The 19,974-nt window shown below is 44.9% G+C and carries 13 protein-coding genes; 10 read left to right on the top strand and 3 right to left on the bottom strand.

Translation table 11 applies throughout. The features are described 5' to 3' along the window. Positions 1-7: 7 nt before the first annotated feature. From B050_RS0116115 to B050_RS0116105, 3 genes are all read right to left on the bottom strand, one after another. Positions 8-829, bottom strand: coding sequence for a glycosyltransferase (locus B050_RS0116115; protein WP_018474979.1), 822 nt, complete (start codon positions 827-829; stop codon positions 8-10). 2 nt (positions 830-831) lie between these two features. After that, positions 832-2,658: an ABC transporter ATP-binding protein gene (locus B050_RS0116110; protein WP_026235953.1), complete on the bottom strand. Its 1,827-nt coding sequence runs from the start codon at positions 2,656-2,658 to the stop codon at positions 832-834. Between the two features lie 166 nt (positions 2,659-2,824). Continuing rightward, positions 2,825-3,781, bottom strand: a complete 957-nt coding sequence (locus B050_RS0116105) for a glycosyltransferase family 2 protein (protein WP_018474977.1) — start codon at positions 3,779-3,781, stop codon at positions 2,825-2,827. Positions 3,782-4,360: 579 nt separating this feature from the next. On the opposite strand from B050_RS0116105, the gene B050_RS0116100 reads away from it, so the two are divergent. The 10 genes from B050_RS0116100 (at position 4,361) to B050_RS0116055 (ending at position 19,538) form a co-directional block, all read left to right on the top strand. Continuing rightward, entirely contained in the window at positions 4,361-5,386 is a 1,026-nt protein-coding gene (locus B050_RS0116100; protein WP_018474976.1) for a glycoside hydrolase family 43 protein, read from the top strand. Positions 5,387-5,473: 87 nt separating this feature from the next. Further along, positions 5,474-6,643: a cellulase family glycosylhydrolase gene (locus B050_RS0116095; RefSeq protein ID WP_018474975.1), complete on the top strand. Its 1,170-nt coding sequence runs from the start codon at positions 5,474-5,476 to the stop codon at positions 6,641-6,643. 215 nt (positions 6,644-6,858) lie between these two features. Continuing rightward, positions 6,859-7,968, top strand: a complete 1,110-nt coding sequence (locus tag B050_RS0116090; protein ID WP_018474974.1) for an acyltransferase family protein — start codon at positions 6,859-6,861, stop codon at positions 7,966-7,968. 121 nt (positions 7,969-8,089) lie between these two features. Beyond that, the gene (locus B050_RS0116085; protein WP_018474973.1) at positions 8,090-8,686 is read left to right on the top strand and encodes an RNA polymerase sigma factor; all 597 of its coding nucleotides are present in this window, start codon (positions 8,090-8,092) and stop codon (positions 8,684-8,686) included. 428 nt (positions 8,687-9,114) lie between these two features. Beyond that, entirely contained in the window at positions 9,115-10,104 is a 990-nt protein-coding gene (locus B050_RS0116080; RefSeq protein ID WP_018474972.1) for a FecR family protein, read from the top strand. Between the two features lie 19 nt (positions 10,105-10,123). Further along, on the top strand, positions 10,124-13,468 hold the full coding sequence (locus B050_RS0116075; protein ID WP_044202766.1) for a SusC/RagA family TonB-linked outer membrane protein: 3,345 nt from the start codon (positions 10,124-10,126) through the stop codon (positions 13,466-13,468). Between the two features lie 13 nt (positions 13,469-13,481). Then, complete coding sequence (locus B050_RS0116070; RefSeq protein WP_018474970.1) at positions 13,482-14,894, top strand: RagB/SusD family nutrient uptake outer membrane protein; 1,413 nt, start codon at positions 13,482-13,484, stop codon at positions 14,892-14,894. Positions 14,895-15,137: 243 nt separating this feature from the next. After that, positions 15,138-16,433, top strand: coding sequence for a serine hydrolase domain-containing protein (locus tag B050_RS0116065; protein WP_018474969.1), 1,296 nt, complete (start codon positions 15,138-15,140; stop codon positions 16,431-16,433). Positions 16,434-16,439: 6 nt separating this feature from the next. Beyond that, the gene (locus B050_RS0116060; RefSeq protein WP_157492846.1) at positions 16,440-17,945 is read left to right on the top strand and encodes a glutamate racemase; all 1,506 of its coding nucleotides are present in this window, start codon (positions 16,440-16,442) and stop codon (positions 17,943-17,945) included. Positions 17,946-17,960: 15 nt separating this feature from the next. After that, entirely contained in the window at positions 17,961-19,538 is a 1,578-nt protein-coding gene (locus B050_RS0116055) for an N-acyl-D-amino-acid deacylase family protein (RefSeq protein ID WP_044202813.1), read from the top strand. Positions 19,539-19,974: the final 436 nt, after the last annotated feature.

Raw genomic sequence — 19,974 nt, 5'->3', positions numbered from 1 at the left:
GGTCAATTTAATTTGTACGACTTTTTTTCCCCTTAAAAAATTTATCATATTGTCTTATAAAGAACAAAATTAGGTTACTATTATAAAGAGTTCTTTTCCATGGATTAGATCCAATATAAAACCTAGCCGCAGTGGAAGCCATAAATCTCGGATATATCGCTTGGCTGAATTTGTCGATAAAATCTTTCTTTGCCTTTACAAATTCATTATTGAGATTACCCTCACTTTTATGGGTCAATTCAAATCCAATGACATAAGAATGGTATCCCAATATTTCCGCAATAAGACAAAGGTCAGCTCCATACATGTGAAAGCCTTTTAAATCGGAGGATAAGGCAAGATTTGCGCTATTTTTTACTATTATAAAATTCTCATCAACTGACATAACGCGAATAGGGGCATCCTCTTCCTTAAATTTCTGGAGGGTTTTTCCATTTGTCATATGGATAGCCATATACTTCATATTCGCTCGACCTGCATTTCCCAGAACCCCCCACCTAGGATCTTTATTATCAATTTCCACAATTTTTTCCTCTAAAACAGGTCTCTTATCATCATTCATGCCTATATCCTGATGGCATATTATAATATATTTGCCCTTCGCCTGTTGAAGAAATAGGTTTAGACCCCTATATGCATCTATTGAATTTCCAGTAGAATTGTCAATAATGAGGTATTCACAATCATCTTCTAAAAACCCTGCTTCAATACAAGAGTTTTTCATTTCATCATATTCTTTATGATCAGTGACTAAAGTACAGATGGAAAACTGATAGGAGTAATCAGTTTTTTCTTTGATTATAGATGATGGAAAAGCTGTTTTACCCATGATTACTCTTCTATTTTACTAAACTGCTGCATATTTACCAGTTTGCTGTACAGGCCTTCTTGGGCGATTAGCTGTTGGTGGTTTCCTTGCTCGATGATGCGGCCTTCTTCCAAGACCACGATTAGGTCGGCATTTTGGATGGTGCTCAGGCGGTGGGCGATGACTAAGGAGGTACGGTTTTTCATAAGCTTGTTTAGAGCGTCCTGCACCAGTTTTTCGGATTCAGTATCCAGTGCTGAGGTGGCCTCATCCAGTAGCATGATAGGAGGGTTTTTGAGTACGGCTCGGGCGATGCAGATCCGTTGTTTTTGACCTCCCGAGAGCTTCAGGCCTCGGTCCCCCATATTGGATTGGTAGCCTTCTTCCATCTGCATGATAAATTCGTGGGCATTGGCTATTCTGGCCGCAGCTTCCACTTCTTCCTGACTCGCATTTGGCGTACCAAAAGCTATATTATTATAAATGCTATCATTGAAGAGAATAGACTCTTGATTTACCATTCCCATCATACTCCGCAAGGAATCCATGGTGATGTGGGAGATATCCTTACCGTCCAGAAGCACTTGCCCCTCCTCAGGGTCAATAAATCGTGGCAGAAGATCCATCATTGTTGATTTTCCGCCTCCTGAGGGTCCTACTAAGGCCACCATTTTGCCTTTTGGGATACTTAAATTGATATCCTTAAGTACAGGTCTGCCCGGATAAGAAAAAGAGAGATTCTTGATGTCTATTTGGTCCTTAAATTCAGTGATATCCTGGGCGTCTTTAGCGTCGGTAATGGCTGGCTTCTCATCGATCAGATCTAATACCCGCTCTCCCGCAGCAAGACCAGAGTGAATAGAACTAAACGCATTCGTCAGCGCTTTTGCAGGGCGCATTACTTGGCTAAATAAGGCAATATAAGCGATGAAGTCCGAGGCGCTGAGCTCGGACTGATTATTGATGATCAACGATCCTCCATATAGTACTATTCCTGAAACCATGGACACGCCGAGAAATTCAGATACAGGAGAACTTAGTTGTTGTCTTTTGGCCATCCTCTTTCCTAGGTAAGAGAAGCGTACGTTTTCGTCATGAAACTTCCCCTTGATCATTTCGGTGGCATTAAAGGCCTTTATGATCTTAATGCCCGACAGCGCTTCATCCAGGTAGCTAATCATGACCCCATATAGATGCTGGGCTTGGGAAGCTTGGGCTTTTAGCCGCTTCACGATCTGGGCTATTACGAATGCTGATACTGGAATGACCAATAGGGAAAACACTGTGAGCTTATAGGAAATAGCAAAAAGCATAAAGATATAGGCAATCAACTGTAAAGGTTCCTTGAAGACCACCTGAAGTGTGCCAGTGACGGAGAACTGTACCACTTGGACGTCAGAGGAGATTTTGCTGATAATATCTCCCTTTCGCTGATTACTAAAATAGCCGACGTGCAGGTTCATTACATTATCAAAAACCGTCTTTCGCAAATTGAGTAAGGTGTGGATCCTTAGATTTTCCATCACCAGCTGACTGAAATACCGAAACAAATTGCCCAGCATAATTGAGAGGATGATGACTCCACAGACCATTTGCAGAGCTCCCAGACCACCATACTCCATTTTCACCTCGTGTGCATAATAATTCAGAAACCCGAAAACATCGGTCCAGCTTTCGGGCTTGAGGACCTCCTTCGCGTCGTTGGTATTAAATAATGTACTGAGTAAAGGGGCTAATAAGGCCAGATTTAGGGTGTTGAATATTACCCCCAAAAGAGTGAAAATAAGATAGGGAATGGCGAATTTCTCTATCGGTTTTGCAAATGATAATAATCTAAAATAGGTCTTCACAAGTATTAAAATTCTTTATTTGCCGGTCTCATGCCGGATAGGTACAGCGAAATATTCCGCAAAGTTACTATTTATATTTAGCCAGAGCCTAGAGATTTTCCTCTCTATTTTTGCTTCTTGCAGCTGAGGACTTTTTGTTGCCAGCTGGGTACTAGGTGGCGCTATATTAGTCCTTAATGGGATCGAAATAGCGCCTCTTGATTTCAAAAATACTTTTGGTTCTCGCTTTTCGAATCAATTGCACCTTGCTTTCATGAATAAGTGGTTTCTGCTGCCTATATAGTTGATAGGCGTGAAGGATCCACCATTTGCCCAGGAGGATTCGTGGGAGTATTTCTAGCAGTATGAGCTGAACTTTCCATAACTGCAGAGCTAAACCTTCCAGATGTATCTCCTGGAGGATGAATTTATTTCTATAAAGAATGGGGTAGAGCTTCTTTTTGCTATGATGACTTTTGGTGGTCGCACTGACCTCATGGTGGCAGATGGCTTTAGGATCATAATAGCACCTCCAGTCCATCCTCCAGGCACGAAAACTCAGGTCCACATCTTCCACATAGAAGGGGGAATAGAGCTCGTTAAAGCCGCCGAGCTCAAGTAGTTTTTTGCGATCTATCAATGCGTTGGCACCGGAAAGATAGGCAGTGGGCGCCCAGGATGTCGTCTTGGAGGGAGAATAAAACCGCGTGGCCTTGAACTTTATCCCTTGAAAGGCAAGCTTCCTAGCGGCATCCTCCGTTTTGCCATGGCTATTAAGGATCTGGCCCATCACCCCAAAAGTCATGGGATCCTCAAAATATTTCCATAAGCCGCCAAAATAATCCTTCTCCAAGGCTACATCTGAGTTTAGCAGCATGACCAAATCATATTTAGCAGCAGTAATCCCCAAATTGCAGCTTGCCGAAAATCCCATATTCGTCTCCTGAAGCATTATGGAGACCAATGGGTAAGCCTTCCTTATAAAATCAACCGACTCATCGCTTGAGGCATCATCCACCACGATTATTTCATAATCTATCCCCTCCGTCTCTAAAGCAGCAATGCAAGGAGGTAAATACTTCTCTAGCAGTTGGCGACCATTATAGTTGGGGATAATAACAGAAATACTATTTTTATGTGGCATTAAAACAGCGTGATTTTGAGTACAGATTGGTATCCAAACGATAATAGTTTTAAAAGTGAGACACCTAAATTCATTTTTTTTTATTCCAGGATAAAATTAAGACAATAGTTTTAGTCCACCTACCTGAAGCAAGGTTGATACTTGAGAAATTTATGAAAGAATACCTTCCTGGTGTACTGGAGGCCATTGTATTATTCGCCCCCTATAACTCTTCTGTCTTTAGCCTTTTAGATCTAACTGCCACCTAAGTCTCCGACTAGTTATAAGTAGGCATGTAAACATTCTCTTTTGTCTGAAAGGAACTTAGGGATAAGGGATGCTTTTAGAGGAGAAAAAAGGACCTGTACAATCTTAGAGAAAGAAAATTTTTAGAGTTTCATAGGCACAATTGAAGCCTTATACCGGCAGGGTGAAGAATAAGGATTCTTGCTGAATTTACCTCTGGGCTACAGCATATGAATTATGGAAAGCGGTAGAAGGCTTGCTAGCGAAGGATATTTACTAATTACTGACGTTTTTATTATATTCTTAGGCCTTGGAATACTATATATTTGAGCATCAAAATAATCGAAAGAAATAATGAGAAATAGGAATAGTGGATGGGTACTGATGATTTTTGTCATTCTAATCGCCTGCGAGTCGAAGTCCAGCGAAGAGAAAGCGTCTAAGGAGGATGCCATCGCCGGAAATCAGGAGGCTATATTTTCAGGAAATCCCATTTTTGAAGGCTGGTATGCAGATCCAGAAGGGATTATCTATGAGGACACCTATTGGGTTTACCCTACGTATTCGGATGATTACGAAAAGCAGGTGTTTATGGACTGCTTTTCTTCCAGGGATCTGGTTAACTGGACCAAGCATGAGCGGATAATAGATACCTCGGAGGTGAAGTGGGCTGAGAAAGCCATGTGGGCGCCCGGGGTGATCAAAAAAGAGGAGCACTATTATTTGTTTTTCGCGGCCAATGATGTGCATGAAGGAGAAATCGGTGGTATAGGAGTGGCGATAGCCGACCAGCCCCAAGGACCTTTTAAAGATCTACTAGGGAAGCCCTTGATCAATGAAATCGTCAATGGTGCCCAGCCAATAGACCAGTTTATCTTCCGGGATCAGGATGACAGCTATTATATGTATTATGGCGGCTGGGGGCATTGCAATATGGTGAAGTTGAACGATGATTTTACCGCAATCGTCCCCTTCGAGGATGGGGAGCTCTATAAAGAGGTGACACCTGAGGGATATGTCGAAGGGCCATTTATGTTTGTCCGAGATGGGAAATATTATTTTATGTGGTCGGAAGGTGGCTGGGGCGGCCCTGAGTATTCGGTTGCCTATGCGATTGCAGACAGTCCATTTGGGCCCTTTGTAAGAGAGGACCTTATCCTTCAGCAGGATGCCGATGTGGCTACCGGCGCGGGGCATCATTCCGTATTGGCGATTCCCGGTGCGGACGAATATTATATAGTCTATCACCGCAGACCTCTGGAGGAAACTCACCATAATCATCGGGCGACATGCATAGATAAGATGGAGTTTGACGCAGCAGGAAAAATCAAACCCGTCAGGATGACCTTCGAGGGAGTGGCCCCTAGGACAATAGAGTAAATAGTCGAAGACTTTCCCTGGAAATGTAGAATCCTAGGAGTTATTAATAGAGTTTTTTATTCCATAAAATCAGTATTCCCAAAAAATATGATCAAGAACTATATCAATACCATGACCCTCATAGGTCTGGTCGGCCTGATGGCAAGCTGCGCCAATAAAAATCAGCAAGGAGACCGCAAAGCTTCCATGGCAAGTGAGACTAGCCTGAGGACCTCAACAGTCTGGTCCAAGGAGAAGGCTCATGCATGGTATGCTGAGCAGCCTTGGCTGGTAGGGGCAAATTTTAATCCCAGTAATTCCATCAACCAATTGGAAATGTGGCAGGAAGAGACTTTTTCTCCTGAGCTTATAGATACTGAGCTGGGCTGGGCGGAGGAGATAGGGATGAACACCATGCGTGTTTACCTCCATGATTTGGCTTTTGAGGAAGATCCGGAGGGATTTCTTGGGCGTATGAACACCATGCTTGAGATTATGGATAGGCATAATATAAAGCCCTTATTTGTCTTTTTTGACTCTTGTTGGGATCCATTTGTGGAGGGGGGAGAGCAGAGATCCCCGCGCCCGCATGTTCATAATTCAGGCTGGGTGCAGAGTCCTGGTTACCATGCGCTAGCGGACTCCAGTCAGTATCCACGGTTGGAGAAATATGTGAAGGCCGTGGTGGGAGAGTTTGCATCTGATGATAGGATTTTGGGCTGGGATATGTGGAACGAACCGGATAATGACACCGGCGTATCGTATCGCGAAAAGGATCATCCCAATAAGGTGGACTATGTCCTTCCTTTGATGCAGCAAGCTTTTGCCTGGGCTCGATCACAGGCTCCTTCCCAGCCTTTGACCTCCGGCGTCTGGATTGGCGACTGGTCTTCAGAGGCGGCGATGAGCCCTCTTCAAGTGGCTCAGCTTCACCTTTCGGATATTATTTCTTTTCATAATTATGATGGCCCTGAGGAATTCCAGAAACGAATCGACTGGCTGAAACGATACGATCGCCCCTTGATCTGTACAGAATATATGGCGAGGCCAAACGGCAGCACCTTTGAGGGGTTCTTGCCTATCGCCAAAGCGGAGAATATCGGCATGTTCAACTGGGGCTTGGTGGATGGAAAAACCCAAACGAAATATCCGTGGGACAGTTGGGAGAAGGAATATACCGCGGAGCCGGAGCTTTGGTTTCATGAGGTTTTCCATACCGACGGCCGTCCGTATAAGAAATCCGAAACAGACCTGATCAAATCCCTGACAGGAAGATGATAGTTGCGATCAGTATTTAGTCGAGAACTCCACAGGTAAAGGCTATGCCGTAGCTGACCGCTGATCCTAGAATAATGCAAATGCCTTACCGTTCAAAAATTATTGCAGCCAGTTACAAAGGGAAATGAAGATGATCATGAAATAATTTATAAGTTCGAAGATTATGTTTTGATGATTCCTGTTTAGTTATAACATTCTTTTCCATAAGCAAACCTATGAATAGTACCCTTCCATCTACCGGCCTTCTAAAGACCAAGCAGCATTTTGAAATATTGGATGGGCTAAGGGGGCTCGCGGCGCTGGTGATAGTGATCTTTCATTTTATGGAAATCATCATTCCTGATTTTCATGATAATATAGTAGCCCATGGATATTTGGCGGTAGATTTTTTCTTTTGCCTATCCGGTTTTGTGATCGCCTATGCTTACGATAATAGAATAGAAAAAATTGGCATTATTTCCTTTCTGAAGCTTCGTTTGATCCGCTTACATCCCTTGGTCGTAATAGGTGCCATTATTGGATTAGTGGTGTATGTGTTTGATCCCTTTGTATCTTTGTCTAGCCATTATAGTGTGGGACAAAACATCTGGTTGTTTCTTTCGGCTTCACTGATGATACCTTATCCTATTGTAGAGGAGAGGTTTTTCAATTTATTTCATCTCAACCCACCCACATGGTCACTTTTCTGGGAATATGTAGCCAATATTGTCTATGCGCTTATTTTATTCAGGATTCGCCCCAAATTATTAGGACTTCTTACGGGCATAGCCGGTGGGTTACTTTGCTATGCGGCTTACCATTATGGAAACCTTAGTGCGGGCTGGGGAGGGCATAATTATTGGGGCGGAGGAGCTCGGATATTTTTCTCCTTTTTGGCAGGAATGCTAGTCTTTAGACTCGGATGGATCATCAAATCACCTCTGGGATTCAAGGCCCTGGGCGTACTCTTATTAACTGCTTTGATGTTTCCCTTTGCTGAATCCATCAACTGGATAGTGGAGCCAATCATCATCATCTTCTATTTCCCCTTACTGGTGGCTTTGGGAGCAGGGGCGCAGATGGCCGCTTCCGATAAGAAGCTATGCGTGTTTTCTGGTGAGATCTCTTATCCACTTTATATGGTGCATTACCCTTTTATATGGTTGTTTTTTAGTTACCTGGAAAAATACTCACCAGCCTTCCAGGAGCAGGTGCTGATCATGTGTGTGGGTACGCCCCTTTTGGTAGGGCTGGCTTATTTGGTGATGCGCTATTTGGATATTCCAATTAGAAATTACTTCAAGAATAAGATGAAGGAATCCGCCGCTATGCGGCAAAAAGCCTAAGGGCAAAAACTAAGAATCATCGGTTTTTGAAAGGCAGCAGCCTCCCTCATAAGCCAGTTTTGTGATTTTTCGTTTTTTTTCTACACCTTTAGGGTGTAATTACCCTCGTTTAATTGAATTTATGCCTTCTACCAAATTTCATCAGCCCGAAAACATTAGCATAGAGCAGCTTGTCAATGGAAATGAGCAGGCTTTTTCGATGATTTTTGCAGAATATTCGCCACAAGTATATTATATAGGAATAAAATACCTGAAGTCTGAGGATCTGGCAAATGACGTGGTACAGGATACTTTTCTGAAACTTTGGAATTATAGAACTCATATCGATACTTCCAAGCCCATCAAGCCCCTGATTGTTACTTTCGCGAAGCGCGTGATCTTAAATATGATTCGTGATGAAAAGCGAAAAATACTAAAGCATGTAGAGATCCTCGCGCGGAAGGACGCTAGCTCAAACCTTACGGAAGACGAGGTGCTATTTAATGAAACCAATAAAGTGTACCAGGAAGCTATAAAATCCCTGCCAGAAAAGAGGAAGGCGGTATTCTTAATGAAGACCATGCAGGGGCTGAGCAATGAAGAGGTTGCTGAAGAGCTAGGCTTATCTGTCAACACTGTAAAATCACATTATACCAAAGGCCTAAAAACAGTCCAGGATTTTGTGTCCAAATATTACGGGCTTATCGCAGTCGCTATCGTCAGCTCGGAAACCTTATAATTTATAGTACAGCTCTTGTTTGGTGAAGATAGAGTGTCTTTGCCTCTGGCAATTCTTACTTCTCCCCAAACGATCAGATTGCTCTCCACTATAGGCGATTACAACCCCCTAATGCAGCCTCCTTATTAATGGGGCTTATCAATTCCATCTGCTTATATAATTGTCGAAAAGCAATAGCTTTGCTCTCTTTTTCTTCGAACTACTAAGACTTCATCAGTTTAGCCTACTCCCCAAAGCTATTTGCGAAGGGGGAAATAAGGCTTTGTTTTTAATGATTAATGTATTGATTAATAGTTCATTAAGTTAAGGGGGGAAAAGGGGGATCAGCTAAGTTGCCTTCCTGTATTATCATTTCTTTATTTTTTTTTTCACATAGGGGTAATACCGTATATGGGTTCAGGTGTATTCTTTTCAAACAAGCACCATAAATGAACCGACCTGACGAAGATTTGCTGGCAAAGTACTTTGACAACCTCCTTGATGCAAGGAAGGCAGGGGAAGTACTGGACTGGCTATCTACTGCTGAAGGCCAGCGCTACCTAGATAAGGAATTGGAAAAGGATTTTTCTTCTCTTGACCGGGCTCATAAGCTCCTCCTTAAGCCGAGACTTACCGCAGAGGATATTTTGAGAGCAGCAGAGCCCTCTCGCAGCCAGCCCATAATGAATCCAAAACCAAGACCTATGCAACAGTGGCGCATAGCCGCATCGATCATTTTTATGGTCTGCCTAATGGGAGCCTTGGCTTATTTCCTTTCCGGATGGAATAATTATGAAGAGTATCATACGGCATATGCAGAATCTGCGGAGGTAGCACTTCCTGATGGATCCACTGTTCATATGAGTGGAAACAGTCATTTGAGATTTAGGCCAAACTGGAAGGCGGATGAGCCCCGAGAAATTTGGTTTGAGGGGGAGGGGTATTTCACTATCCAAAAGAAAGCTGCCGCCAATCGCTTTACTGTGCATACGGACCGCAATTTTGAGGTGCAGGTGCTGGGGACCACCTTTACGGTGACCGCAAGGCCGAGTACTTCGAGGGTGGTGCTGGAGACAGGCTCCATCGCACTCAATGTGGCTGGAGCAGCAGGAAATGACCAGATCATGATGAAGCCAGGGGAATTGGTGGAGATGGACCTTCAGCATGATTTATTGATCAAGAAAGAGGTGGCCCCAGAACACTATACCAGCCGTAGGAATGACGAACTGGTTTTCTCCAAAACGCCACTAAAGGAAATTATTAGAATCTTAAAGGATGACTATGGCTTCACAGTCATAGTCAATAACGAGGAGATTTTGGAGGAGAAATTTACAGGTGTGGTGCCTTCCAAGAATGTGGAGACGCTATTAGAGGGATTAAGCTCACTGCTGGATGTCGAGATCGTCCGGGAGAAGAATATTATAAAATTGATTCAGTAACCATTAAAGCCATAAAACTATGAAAGTAAAGTTTTTACCGATTTTGGGCTGTTTGTTGATAGGGAATTTAGGGACGGCCGTAGCTTCACCGCAGGCATTGCTATCCTATAATGACCAGGTAAACGCAGCACCATCCACCACCGGCCGCTCGGTGACCTTAAGCAGCTTGCTGCAGCAGGTAGAGGGTGAGTTTGGGGTTTCGTTTTTATATAAGGACAAAATTGGAACTGCCGCGGTGCTGACAGATGACTCCCAGATGGAAGGCCGGAGCCTTGGAGAGGTGCTGAAGGGCATTCACTCTACTAATCCTCAGGTGGTATTTAAGAGAATAAAGGATAATTTCTATACCGTAAAAGTGGAGGAAAGTCCCGCAGCGATGAGCTCCCCGACCCTGATGCGCAGCACATCCAGCAGGGCTATAGCGACGGTGAAGGCGGCGAGGGAGGTAAGTGGTGAAGTGCGAACTGCCGATGGAGAGACCCTCCCAGGGGTAAGTCTTATGATCAAGGGGACCACCAAGGGTACCGTGACAGATCTGGATGGGCGATTTTCCCTATCTGTTCCTGAGGGGCCAGTCACTTTGGTAGTCTCATTTGTAGGCTATAAGAAAAAGGAAATTGCCCTTTCGGCAGATCAGCGACAAGTGGCCATAGTCATGGACAATGATGTGCAATCTCTGGATGAAGTGGTCGTGGTCGCCTATGGTGAGCAGACCAGAGCCTCATTTACCGGCTCTGCAGTGGATGTAAATATGGACAAGGTCCAGGGAGCGCCACGAGCTTCTTTTCAGGAAAGTTTACAAGGAAATATCGCTGGGGTACAGTCCGCAGCGCCTTCCGGACAGCCAGGATATGCCCCCAATATCCGTATCCGTGGGGTAGGATCTATTAATGCCAGCTCGGATCCCTTATATGTGATAGATGGGATTCCAGTGGTAGCGGGGAATATCTCCCAGATCGCCACCAGCTCCAATACCATCGCTGGGCTAAATCCAAATGATATAGCCTCCATGACGGTGCTAAAAGATGCCTCAGCCACTTCCATTTATGGGTCAAGAGGAGCCAATGGGGTCATCCTAATCACCACAAAGCAAGGGAAGTCTGGCAAAACAAAGTTTGATGTCAGCATGCAGCGAGGAACCTCCCAAGTATTATTAGATGATAGAAATAGACCACTTACCACCCCGGAGCTTGCCGAACTATTGGTAGAATCCCGAGTGAATACTGGAGAATCGCAGCAGCTCGCAGAAGAATATATCTACAGCAGAATCGACGAAAATATCAATACCAATTGGTTTGATGTCATCACCCGTGATGGGACCTATCAGCAATATTATATCAGTGCTTCCGGAGGAAATGAAAAAACGAATTTCTATAGCTCCATCGGTTATTATGACCAGCAGGCGCCTGTAATTGGGATAGACTACGAAAAACTTAATGGTAAGGTGAATGTGCGCCATTCTGCCACCGATAAGCTTACCCTAGACCTCGGGCTGGCAGCAAATACCCAGCTGCTACATACCAATAGCGAAGCAGGAAGCGCCAATAATCCCATCAGAAGTATGTTCCGAGAGGTCCCTTGGGAGCCCGTATATAATGAAGATGGAAGCTATAATACAGATATTCTCCTTACCTATAATCCTGTGGGACTGGTCAATGAGAATATCCGGGAAACCAAACTTTATAACGCCTTAGGAAATGTGGGCGTGAAGTACGATATCCTCAATGACTTCTCCTTTGAGACCAAAGCGTCATTGGATTTTAACCTGGCTGATGAATTTCAATATGACAATCCCTACTTCGGCGAAGGTCGAAATGATGGAGGCCGTGGTCGTGCTTATACCAATATGGTAGTCAACTGGAATGTGACCAACCTACTGAAATACCGATGGATTATGGATGATAAAAACACCATCAACTTTACCCTAGGTCAGGAAGCGCAGAAAATCTCCGCTAACTCCGTATTTGCTTATGCTAGCAATTATGGAGCGCCAGGCTTGACCACCCTAGCCAATGCCTCGGTAAAAAGAGACGCTTCTTCGGAAAAGACTGCCTCTTCCATTACTTCTTATTTCTTAAGCGCCAACTACTCTTATACCGATCGATATTACCTCAATGTGACGGGCAGAAGAGATGGGTCCTCCCGCTTTGGCTCCTCCGTAAGGTATGCTAATTTCGGCTCTGTGGGCTTAGGTTGGAATATCCATAAGGAAGCTTTTATGGAATCCAGCTGGGTGGATGAACTCAAACTGAGAGCCAGTTATGGGATCAATGGTAACCAGGGGATTGGAGATTTCGAATCCCGGGGTCTGTATAATACAGGAAACGACTATAATGGTTCACCAGGGTATGCTTACTCTCAGCAGTCCAATCCATTTTTGACCTGGGAGAAGAATAAGCCGATGAACATAGGCTTGGATTTTAGAATTGTAAAGTCGATTTCGGGTACCATTGAGTATTATAACCGAGTGACTTCAGACCTGCTGCTGAATGTGCCCATCTCTGGCACCAATGGCATCACCAGCTATATGGCCAATATTGGCGAGATGCAAAACCGCGGTTGGGAGCTGAGCTTAAGTTCTGTCAATATCGACCAGCCAGAAGGCTTGTTTTGGAGTACAGATCTGAACCTGACCACCAACAAGAATGAGATCCTACAGCTAAATAATGATGAGCAGATCATAGAAGGTCAATATATCCGAAGAGAGGGAGGCGACTATTATAGCTTCTATATGCCTGGCTATGCAGGAGTGGATGCCGCAAATGGTGATGCCCTGTGGTTTACCGATGCCAGCGAAACGGAGACCACCAATGATTATAAACTGGCGGATCCTTATGAGCAAGGCAGTGCTCTGCCAAAGTTCTTTGCTGGCCTGACCAATAATTTTGCCTACAAAAATTTCAATTTGTCCTTCCTCTTTTACCTCAATTATGGTAATAAGGTTTATGACTATTGGGGAAGATACCTGGCGAGTGATGGCAGTGCGGAGTTGAATGATCGAGGCAATATGAGCCGTAAGATTTACGATAGAAGATGGCAGGAGCCAGGAGATGTGACGGATGTGCCCAAGATGGTCTGGGGCAATACTCAGTCTGGTAGCAGCGCTCAGCACTCCACCAGATTCTTATACGATGGCACTTATATCAGACTGCGAGATATCACCCTTTCATATAACCTTCCGAGCGCAGTGCTGAGCAAACTCAAGATCAGCAATGCTAAAATCTACCTTCGTGGCAATAATGTATGGACTTGGGTGAAAGACAAAAACCTGGAATCTGACCCAGAAGTGGGCATCGCAGGGATGACTGATTTACGTATCCCGACCTCCAGACAGTATTTATTGGGTATTGATTTCTCCTTTTAATTCTTGACCTATCATGAAAAAACTAACAATATATCTTTTGGCAGGATCGCTTACCGTGGCTGGATTTTCTGGTTGCAGTGAGTCATTCCTGGAGATCCAACCGGAACAAAGTGTGGCCACCGAAACAGCGGTAACCGATGTAAAAACCTTGCAAACCGCCCTTAATGGGGTGTACAGCAAATTGCAACAAAACGGCTATTATGGAAGGACGGCGTATGTCATCCCCGAGCTGATGGCTGATAACCTATTCCTGAGTTTGCGGAATACTGGCAGGTACCTGGATTATAATAATTTCGTGGTTCGTGAGCAGGATTCCTATGCGGATGATCTGTGGAATGCTGGCTATGAAGTCATCATCAATGCCAGCCGTGCCATCCAGGGGGGAGAGCAGCTTTCGCTCGCTGGAGACCAGCTGGCAGAGGCCAATCAAATGGTAGGAGAGGCTTACGCCTTAAGAGCCCTGGCCCTTTTTGACCTGACACGCTTCTTCGGTCAATCGTATAATTTTACCGCGGATGCCAGTCATCCAGGGGTTCCGGCGATTGCAAGCATCGGCGATGATCCTATTTCTCCAGCTAGAAATACCGTAAAGCAAGACTATGACCTGATCATCTCTGATCTCAGCAAGGCCCTTAGTCTGATGAATAAACAAACGGCCCAGGGTACATTTTCCATAAATTCCGCAAAGGCACTGCTGTCAAGGGTGTACCTCTATACCGAGCAGAATGAACTGGCTGCCCAGTACGCCACTGAGGTGATCGAAAGCGGGAGGTATTCCTTATTGGATGCCGCTAGTTATAGCTCGCTTTGGGCAGATGACTTTAGCCAGGAGGTGCTCTTTGAGATCGTCTATTCCGTCGTGGACAACGAGGGAAGTAATAGCTTGGGCCATTTCTTTGCGCTAGCAGGATATGCGGATGCGCTGGCTACGGAGAGCTTATATGCGCTATATGAGGAGTCTGATTCCCGCAAAACCGCCATTCTCAGGACTGCAAAACAGGGAGCAGAATCCAATGCTTTGGTGATTAATAAATTTCCTGAAGGAGCATTGGAGACTGATAATATCAAGATTATTCGATTAGCCGAGCTGTACCTCAACCGCGCTGAGGCATATGCCAAAACCAGTCAGGAAGCGCTGGCACTTGCTGATCTTAATCTGCTGGCGCAAATGCGGGATCCTCAGGCAGAGGTAATCTCCCTTCAAGGAGAGGCCTTATTGGATAGAATATTAGAGGAAAGACGAAAAGAGCTGGCATTTGAAGGCCATCGCTTATTTGACCTTAGCAGAAATAAAAGAGGAGTGACCATTGATCAAGGTGATGCAGTGATCCAGGCGGCCTATCCAAACGATAGGTTTATCCTGCCCATTCCGCTGAATGAACTGAATGCAAACCCAAATATTAATGATCAAAATCCTGGGTATTAAGCTCAGGTGTTAGGTGATAATCGGGGGGATCCATTGGGTTTCCCCAGTTTTTTATTCTCCTGATTAAGTGATTGTAAATCAGTTAAATGTATCTAAATTGATCAGTGTAATACCATGATTTTGTGGAGTACACGAATTTTATTTGCCACGTAAGTGGCTGATACTAATCGATATCACTACTGGCTATCAGCTGGGAAAAGGGTATCCACTAAGCCTGTCGGACCTTATAAATAGAAAGTAAGCATGAAAAGACACCTATATCAGTCCCTTCTATTGGTTATTGCAGGCCTCTGTATAGGTCTGTATTCCTGTACTACCCCTGCTCCCGTGGTGGCGAAGGAGGGTTCGGAGATGAGAGTCTCATTGGATAGCTTGTTTAACTACCTCTATGCCCAGCAGATGTTTAATGGTGCCGTGGCGGTGGTACATGAGGGTGAATTAATTTTTTCTTCTGCCTATGGCTTAGCCAATGTGGAAACGGAAGAAAACTGGACGCTTCGTACCTCGATGGAGGTGGCTTCCGTGTCCAAGCAGTTTACGGCATCGGCCATTATGCTGTTGCAGCAGAATGGGAAGTTGAGCGTGAGCGATGACGTCAAGGCTTATTTGCCAAATGGTTTTCCTTATGAAGGGCTGACCATCGAGCATTTGCTGAGTCATACTGGTGGATTGCCTGATTATACCAATTATTTTAAGGAGCACTGGCCGGCGGATCAGTTCGCTACCAATGCTGATATTGTGGCGTATTTTATCCAGGAGAAGCCGGCGGCAAAGTTTGCGCCAGGCACTGATTACGATTATAGTAATACGGGTTATTTATTGCTGGCAGAGATAGTGGAGGCGGCATCGGGCATGAGCCTGGATCAGTACTTGGAGTCAGTGCTTTTCAGGCCCTTTCATCTCAAGTCTGCTGGATTTTACCTGCGATCTGAGATTTACTCCATGAAGGATTATGCGCCGTCCTTTATGTGGTCGAGTGATTCTTGTGAGTATATCAGGCCGGAAAATTTACCCGACAAGAGTTATTATTATTTCCTGAGTGGCCGTTTTGGACCTGGAAGACTATCCATGAGCGTGGAGGATTTGCTGAAATGGGACCGACTGCTGTATGGTGATAAGTTTCTTTCTGCATCCACCAAGGAAGCGATGTTTAGCCCGGTAGAATTCGAAGGGGTGGAAACTGACTATGGCTATGGATTGCATAATTATGAAGATGAAAAAGTAGGATCAGTGAGTTATCATACGGGTAGTTGGGCTGGGAATCTCAGTTATATCAAACGATTTAGGGATATCAAAAGCACTGTGGTTTTGCTCAATAATACGTATAGCCCTTATATGAAGGAGATTAGGGAAGCCGTGGACGATATCGTCACCGGTCGCCGCCCCGCAGTCATAAAACCCTACCTGCAGCAGGAGTTTACCCATCTTTTTTGTTCTCCGGATTTCGATGCTAATGCCTGGCTGGAAGGCTTAGATTTGGAGAAATATACTTATAAATCAGAAGAGCTTGAGGCTATTCGATCGGCCATAAAAAAATAAAATACTATGAAAAAGATTCTATTTCCCCTCAGTCTCCTGAGCGCTATGCTGGCCACCGCTTGTGGCCATAGCCAAGACACGGAACAGGCAAAATCAGCTGCTAATAAGGATTTGATGCCTATTGAGCAGGCCATATTAGAGGATAAGGATAATTTCTACTATATAGATTTCGACACTTATCCAGCCCTGCAGAAGACCCTTCCCATTGGGGTGTTTGACTCGGGTACGGGTGGGCTTACTGTGCTGGATGCTTTGGTGAGATTTGATGAATACCAAGAGAAAACAGGCACTAAAGGCGCAGATGGATTACCGGATTTTAATGGTGAAGAATTTATTTATTTGGCCGATCAGGCCAATATGCCCTATGGCAATTATTCCAGTGAGGATAAAACAGACCTGCTCGTGGAGCATATCCTCAAGGATACACAATTTATGCTTGCGCAGAAATACTATGCCAGCGCAAGCGACCCAAGTCCTAAAACCACGAAACGGCAGGTCAAAACCCTAGTCATCGCCTGCAATACAGCCACGGCTTATGGCAAGGAGCTGATAGATGAATTTATCCAAAAGGCGGGAATCGACCTGAAGGTGATCGGGGTGATCGATGCTGGAGCTCGTGGGGCTTTGCAGAAATTCCAAAAGGACGAGGATGGGAGTATAGGAGTGATGGCCACCGTGGGGACTGTGGCTTCCAAAGGCTATGAAAATACCCTATTGAGAATTAAGAAGGAGCTGGGCTATACAGGTCAGATCAATATATACAATCAAGGAGGCCATGGAATCGCTGAGGCGGTGGATGAGGAGCCGGATTTTATAGACCGTAATGCCCGCCAGCCCCGGGATGATTATCGTGGTCCCTCCCTTCAAAACTCAGCATATCAAATCGATAAAACGCTGATGGACATCTATAACTTCGATTTTGACCATGGCAAGATGCTTTGTGATTCCAGGAATACGGATGATTGTACCGTGCTCCAGATCAATGACTCGGAGAATTATGTGCGCTACCATCTGGTATCCTTGATGGAGCAGATGCGGAAGGATCCTAAGGCCTTACCGCTAAAAGCAATCGTTTTGGGATGCACACATTATCCCTATCTCAGCACGGACATCGATCTCGTATTGAAGGAATTATATAATTATAAGCGGGAGGGATCTTATATCTATCGGGAGCTGATGCAGGAGGAAGTGGCCATCATTGATCCTGCGGTGAATGTGGCGCAGGAGCTGTATGCTTATATGAGAGACAAAAAACTCTTTAACCCTTCGGGCAATATCAATAATAGTAGGTTTTATATTAGTGTCCCCAATCCCGACAATGCTGAGGTGGAGATAGATGAGCAGGATCGCTTTCCTTATGCCTATAAATATGGCCGCTCCGCAGGGGAGATTCAGGAGTATGTAAAGGTGGTGCCTTTTTCAAAAAGCAATATCCCAGCAGAAACCATAGAAAGATTTGCAGCCACTATCCCTTCTACCTTTCACCTGATCCCAGGACTTGATAAAAAATAAATGATGCATAGGATTATGAATAATAGCCTCCTGAGCCTTGACCGGGTTCTTCATCTCGCAGTATTTTCTTATCTGATATTAATGGTTTCCTGTAAGCCAAGGGTGGAAGTGGATGTGTTTATTCATGGAGGTTTGGTGTTGGATGGAAGCGAGGCTCCCGCCAAAAGGATGGATATTGGGATCACTGGTGAGCGCATAAGCTATATAGGAGCTCCAGGTTCAGCTACTATTATAGCGAAGGAGTCCATTGATATTAATGGGTTATACCTGGCGCCAGGCTTTATAGATCCTCATACGCATGTGGATCGCGAACTCTCAGAGGAGGCGACCAAGTCCAATACTCGGTACCTAAAGCAGGGAGTCACGACTGTCTTTGCGGGAAATGATGGAGGCAGCCCAATGCCTATAAAGCGGAAGCTGGATGACTGGGAGCGCACAGGGATTGGCACCAATGCTGCCTTGCTGGTGGGGCATGGGTCGGTACGCCGTGTGGTGATGGGCATGAAAGGAGAGGAGGCCAATGAGCAGGAATTGGAAGAAATGAAAGAGGTGGTGGCAAAAGCGATGAAGGAGGGAGCTTTCGGGATTTCTACGGGGCTATTTTATGCTCCGGGAAGCTTTGCCTCAATGGGGGAGGTGGTCGCACTGTCCACGGTCGTGGCTGAGCATAATGGCATTTATGATACTCATATGAGGGATGAAGGGTCCTATAATATAGGCTTACTTAATGCGGTGCGGGAGACGATCTCCATTGGGGAAGAGTCGGGCGTGGATGTCCATATTTCCCATATCAAATGCCTGGGGACCGATGTATGGGATGAGAGCCCTGAGGTCATCCGCATCATCGAAGCAGCCAGAAGCAAAGGGATTAAGGTAACAGCAAATCAGTATCCGTATTTAGCGTCCAGAACCACTCTTAAGGCGGCTTTGGTGCCTCGCTGGGCGGAAGATGGCGGCTATGAGGAGATGCTGCGGCGATTTGATGAACCCAGCCTAAGAGATACCTTATATAATGGCATTTTGGAAAACCTACGCAAGCGTGGGGGACCAGAATCATTGATTTTTTCGGATGCCCGGGATCAGGAATTGATTGGCCAAAGTCTGGGCGAAATGGCCAGTAAAATGAATCAGGATATCCCCGGTACAGTGATGGATATATTGAGAAAGGACGGGAGTATCCAGGTGATTTCTTATAATATGAAAGAGTCCGACCTGGATAGGTTTATGCAGCAGCCTTGGGTGATGACAGGCTCAGATGGTGGAGCAGGCCATCCTCGGCAATTTGGGACTTTCCCTCGCAAAATCCACGAATATGTAATGAATCGTAAGGTGATCGATCTCCCCATGATGGTACATCGATCCTCAGGGCTTACTGCCAGCACTTTCCATGTGGCCGAAAGAGGCTTTATCAAAGTGGGATATTATGCAGATCTTATCGCCTTTGACCCCAAAAAAGTCCGGGATATGGCCACCTTTGATGCTCCTTATGAGGAGGCGGAAGGAATGAGTTTTGTTTGGGTCAATGGTAGGCTGGCGATTGATCATGGTGAATATACAGGAGCCTTGGCGGGAAAGGCCCTGAAACATAAATAATAATTTAGCCGCTGAACAAGGGCTAAAAATGACTGAGTCAAATAACGGAATCGGTTGCAATTCTGTATTTTTATTATTGAATATGGAATTTTTAAATATTTTTATTGAAATATTTGTAAGGTAATGAATCCTTCCTTACATTTGAATTATAATAAGAAAGTGAAACACATAAGGTGGACACTTCAGATACTGTAGGATGATGAAATTGGCAGACATGCCCCCCTGTCTCGGGGGTGGGGATCTGGGATAAAGCAAATATCGAGCTCGTGTTTTGCCTAACTGCCCTGTGGAGGTTCGAGTCCTTCTCCTACAGCAGGTTATTTTGGGTTTATTGTTAATTGACTAAAGCTATGGATTGTTTTCATAGCTTTTTTTCGTTTATACCCTTTTGAAACTAAGTATTGTCCCTTCTCAAATCCGCCAGATTACCTATATA

It is taken from the genome of Echinicola pacifica DSM 19836, from assembly GCF_000373245.1.
GTDB classification, from domain to species: Bacteria; Bacteroidota; Bacteroidia; order Cytophagales; family Cyclobacteriaceae; genus Echinicola; species Echinicola pacifica.
The sequence above is the reverse complement of the archived record's forward strand: the minus strand, read 5'-3'. Positions and strand labels throughout refer to the sequence as shown.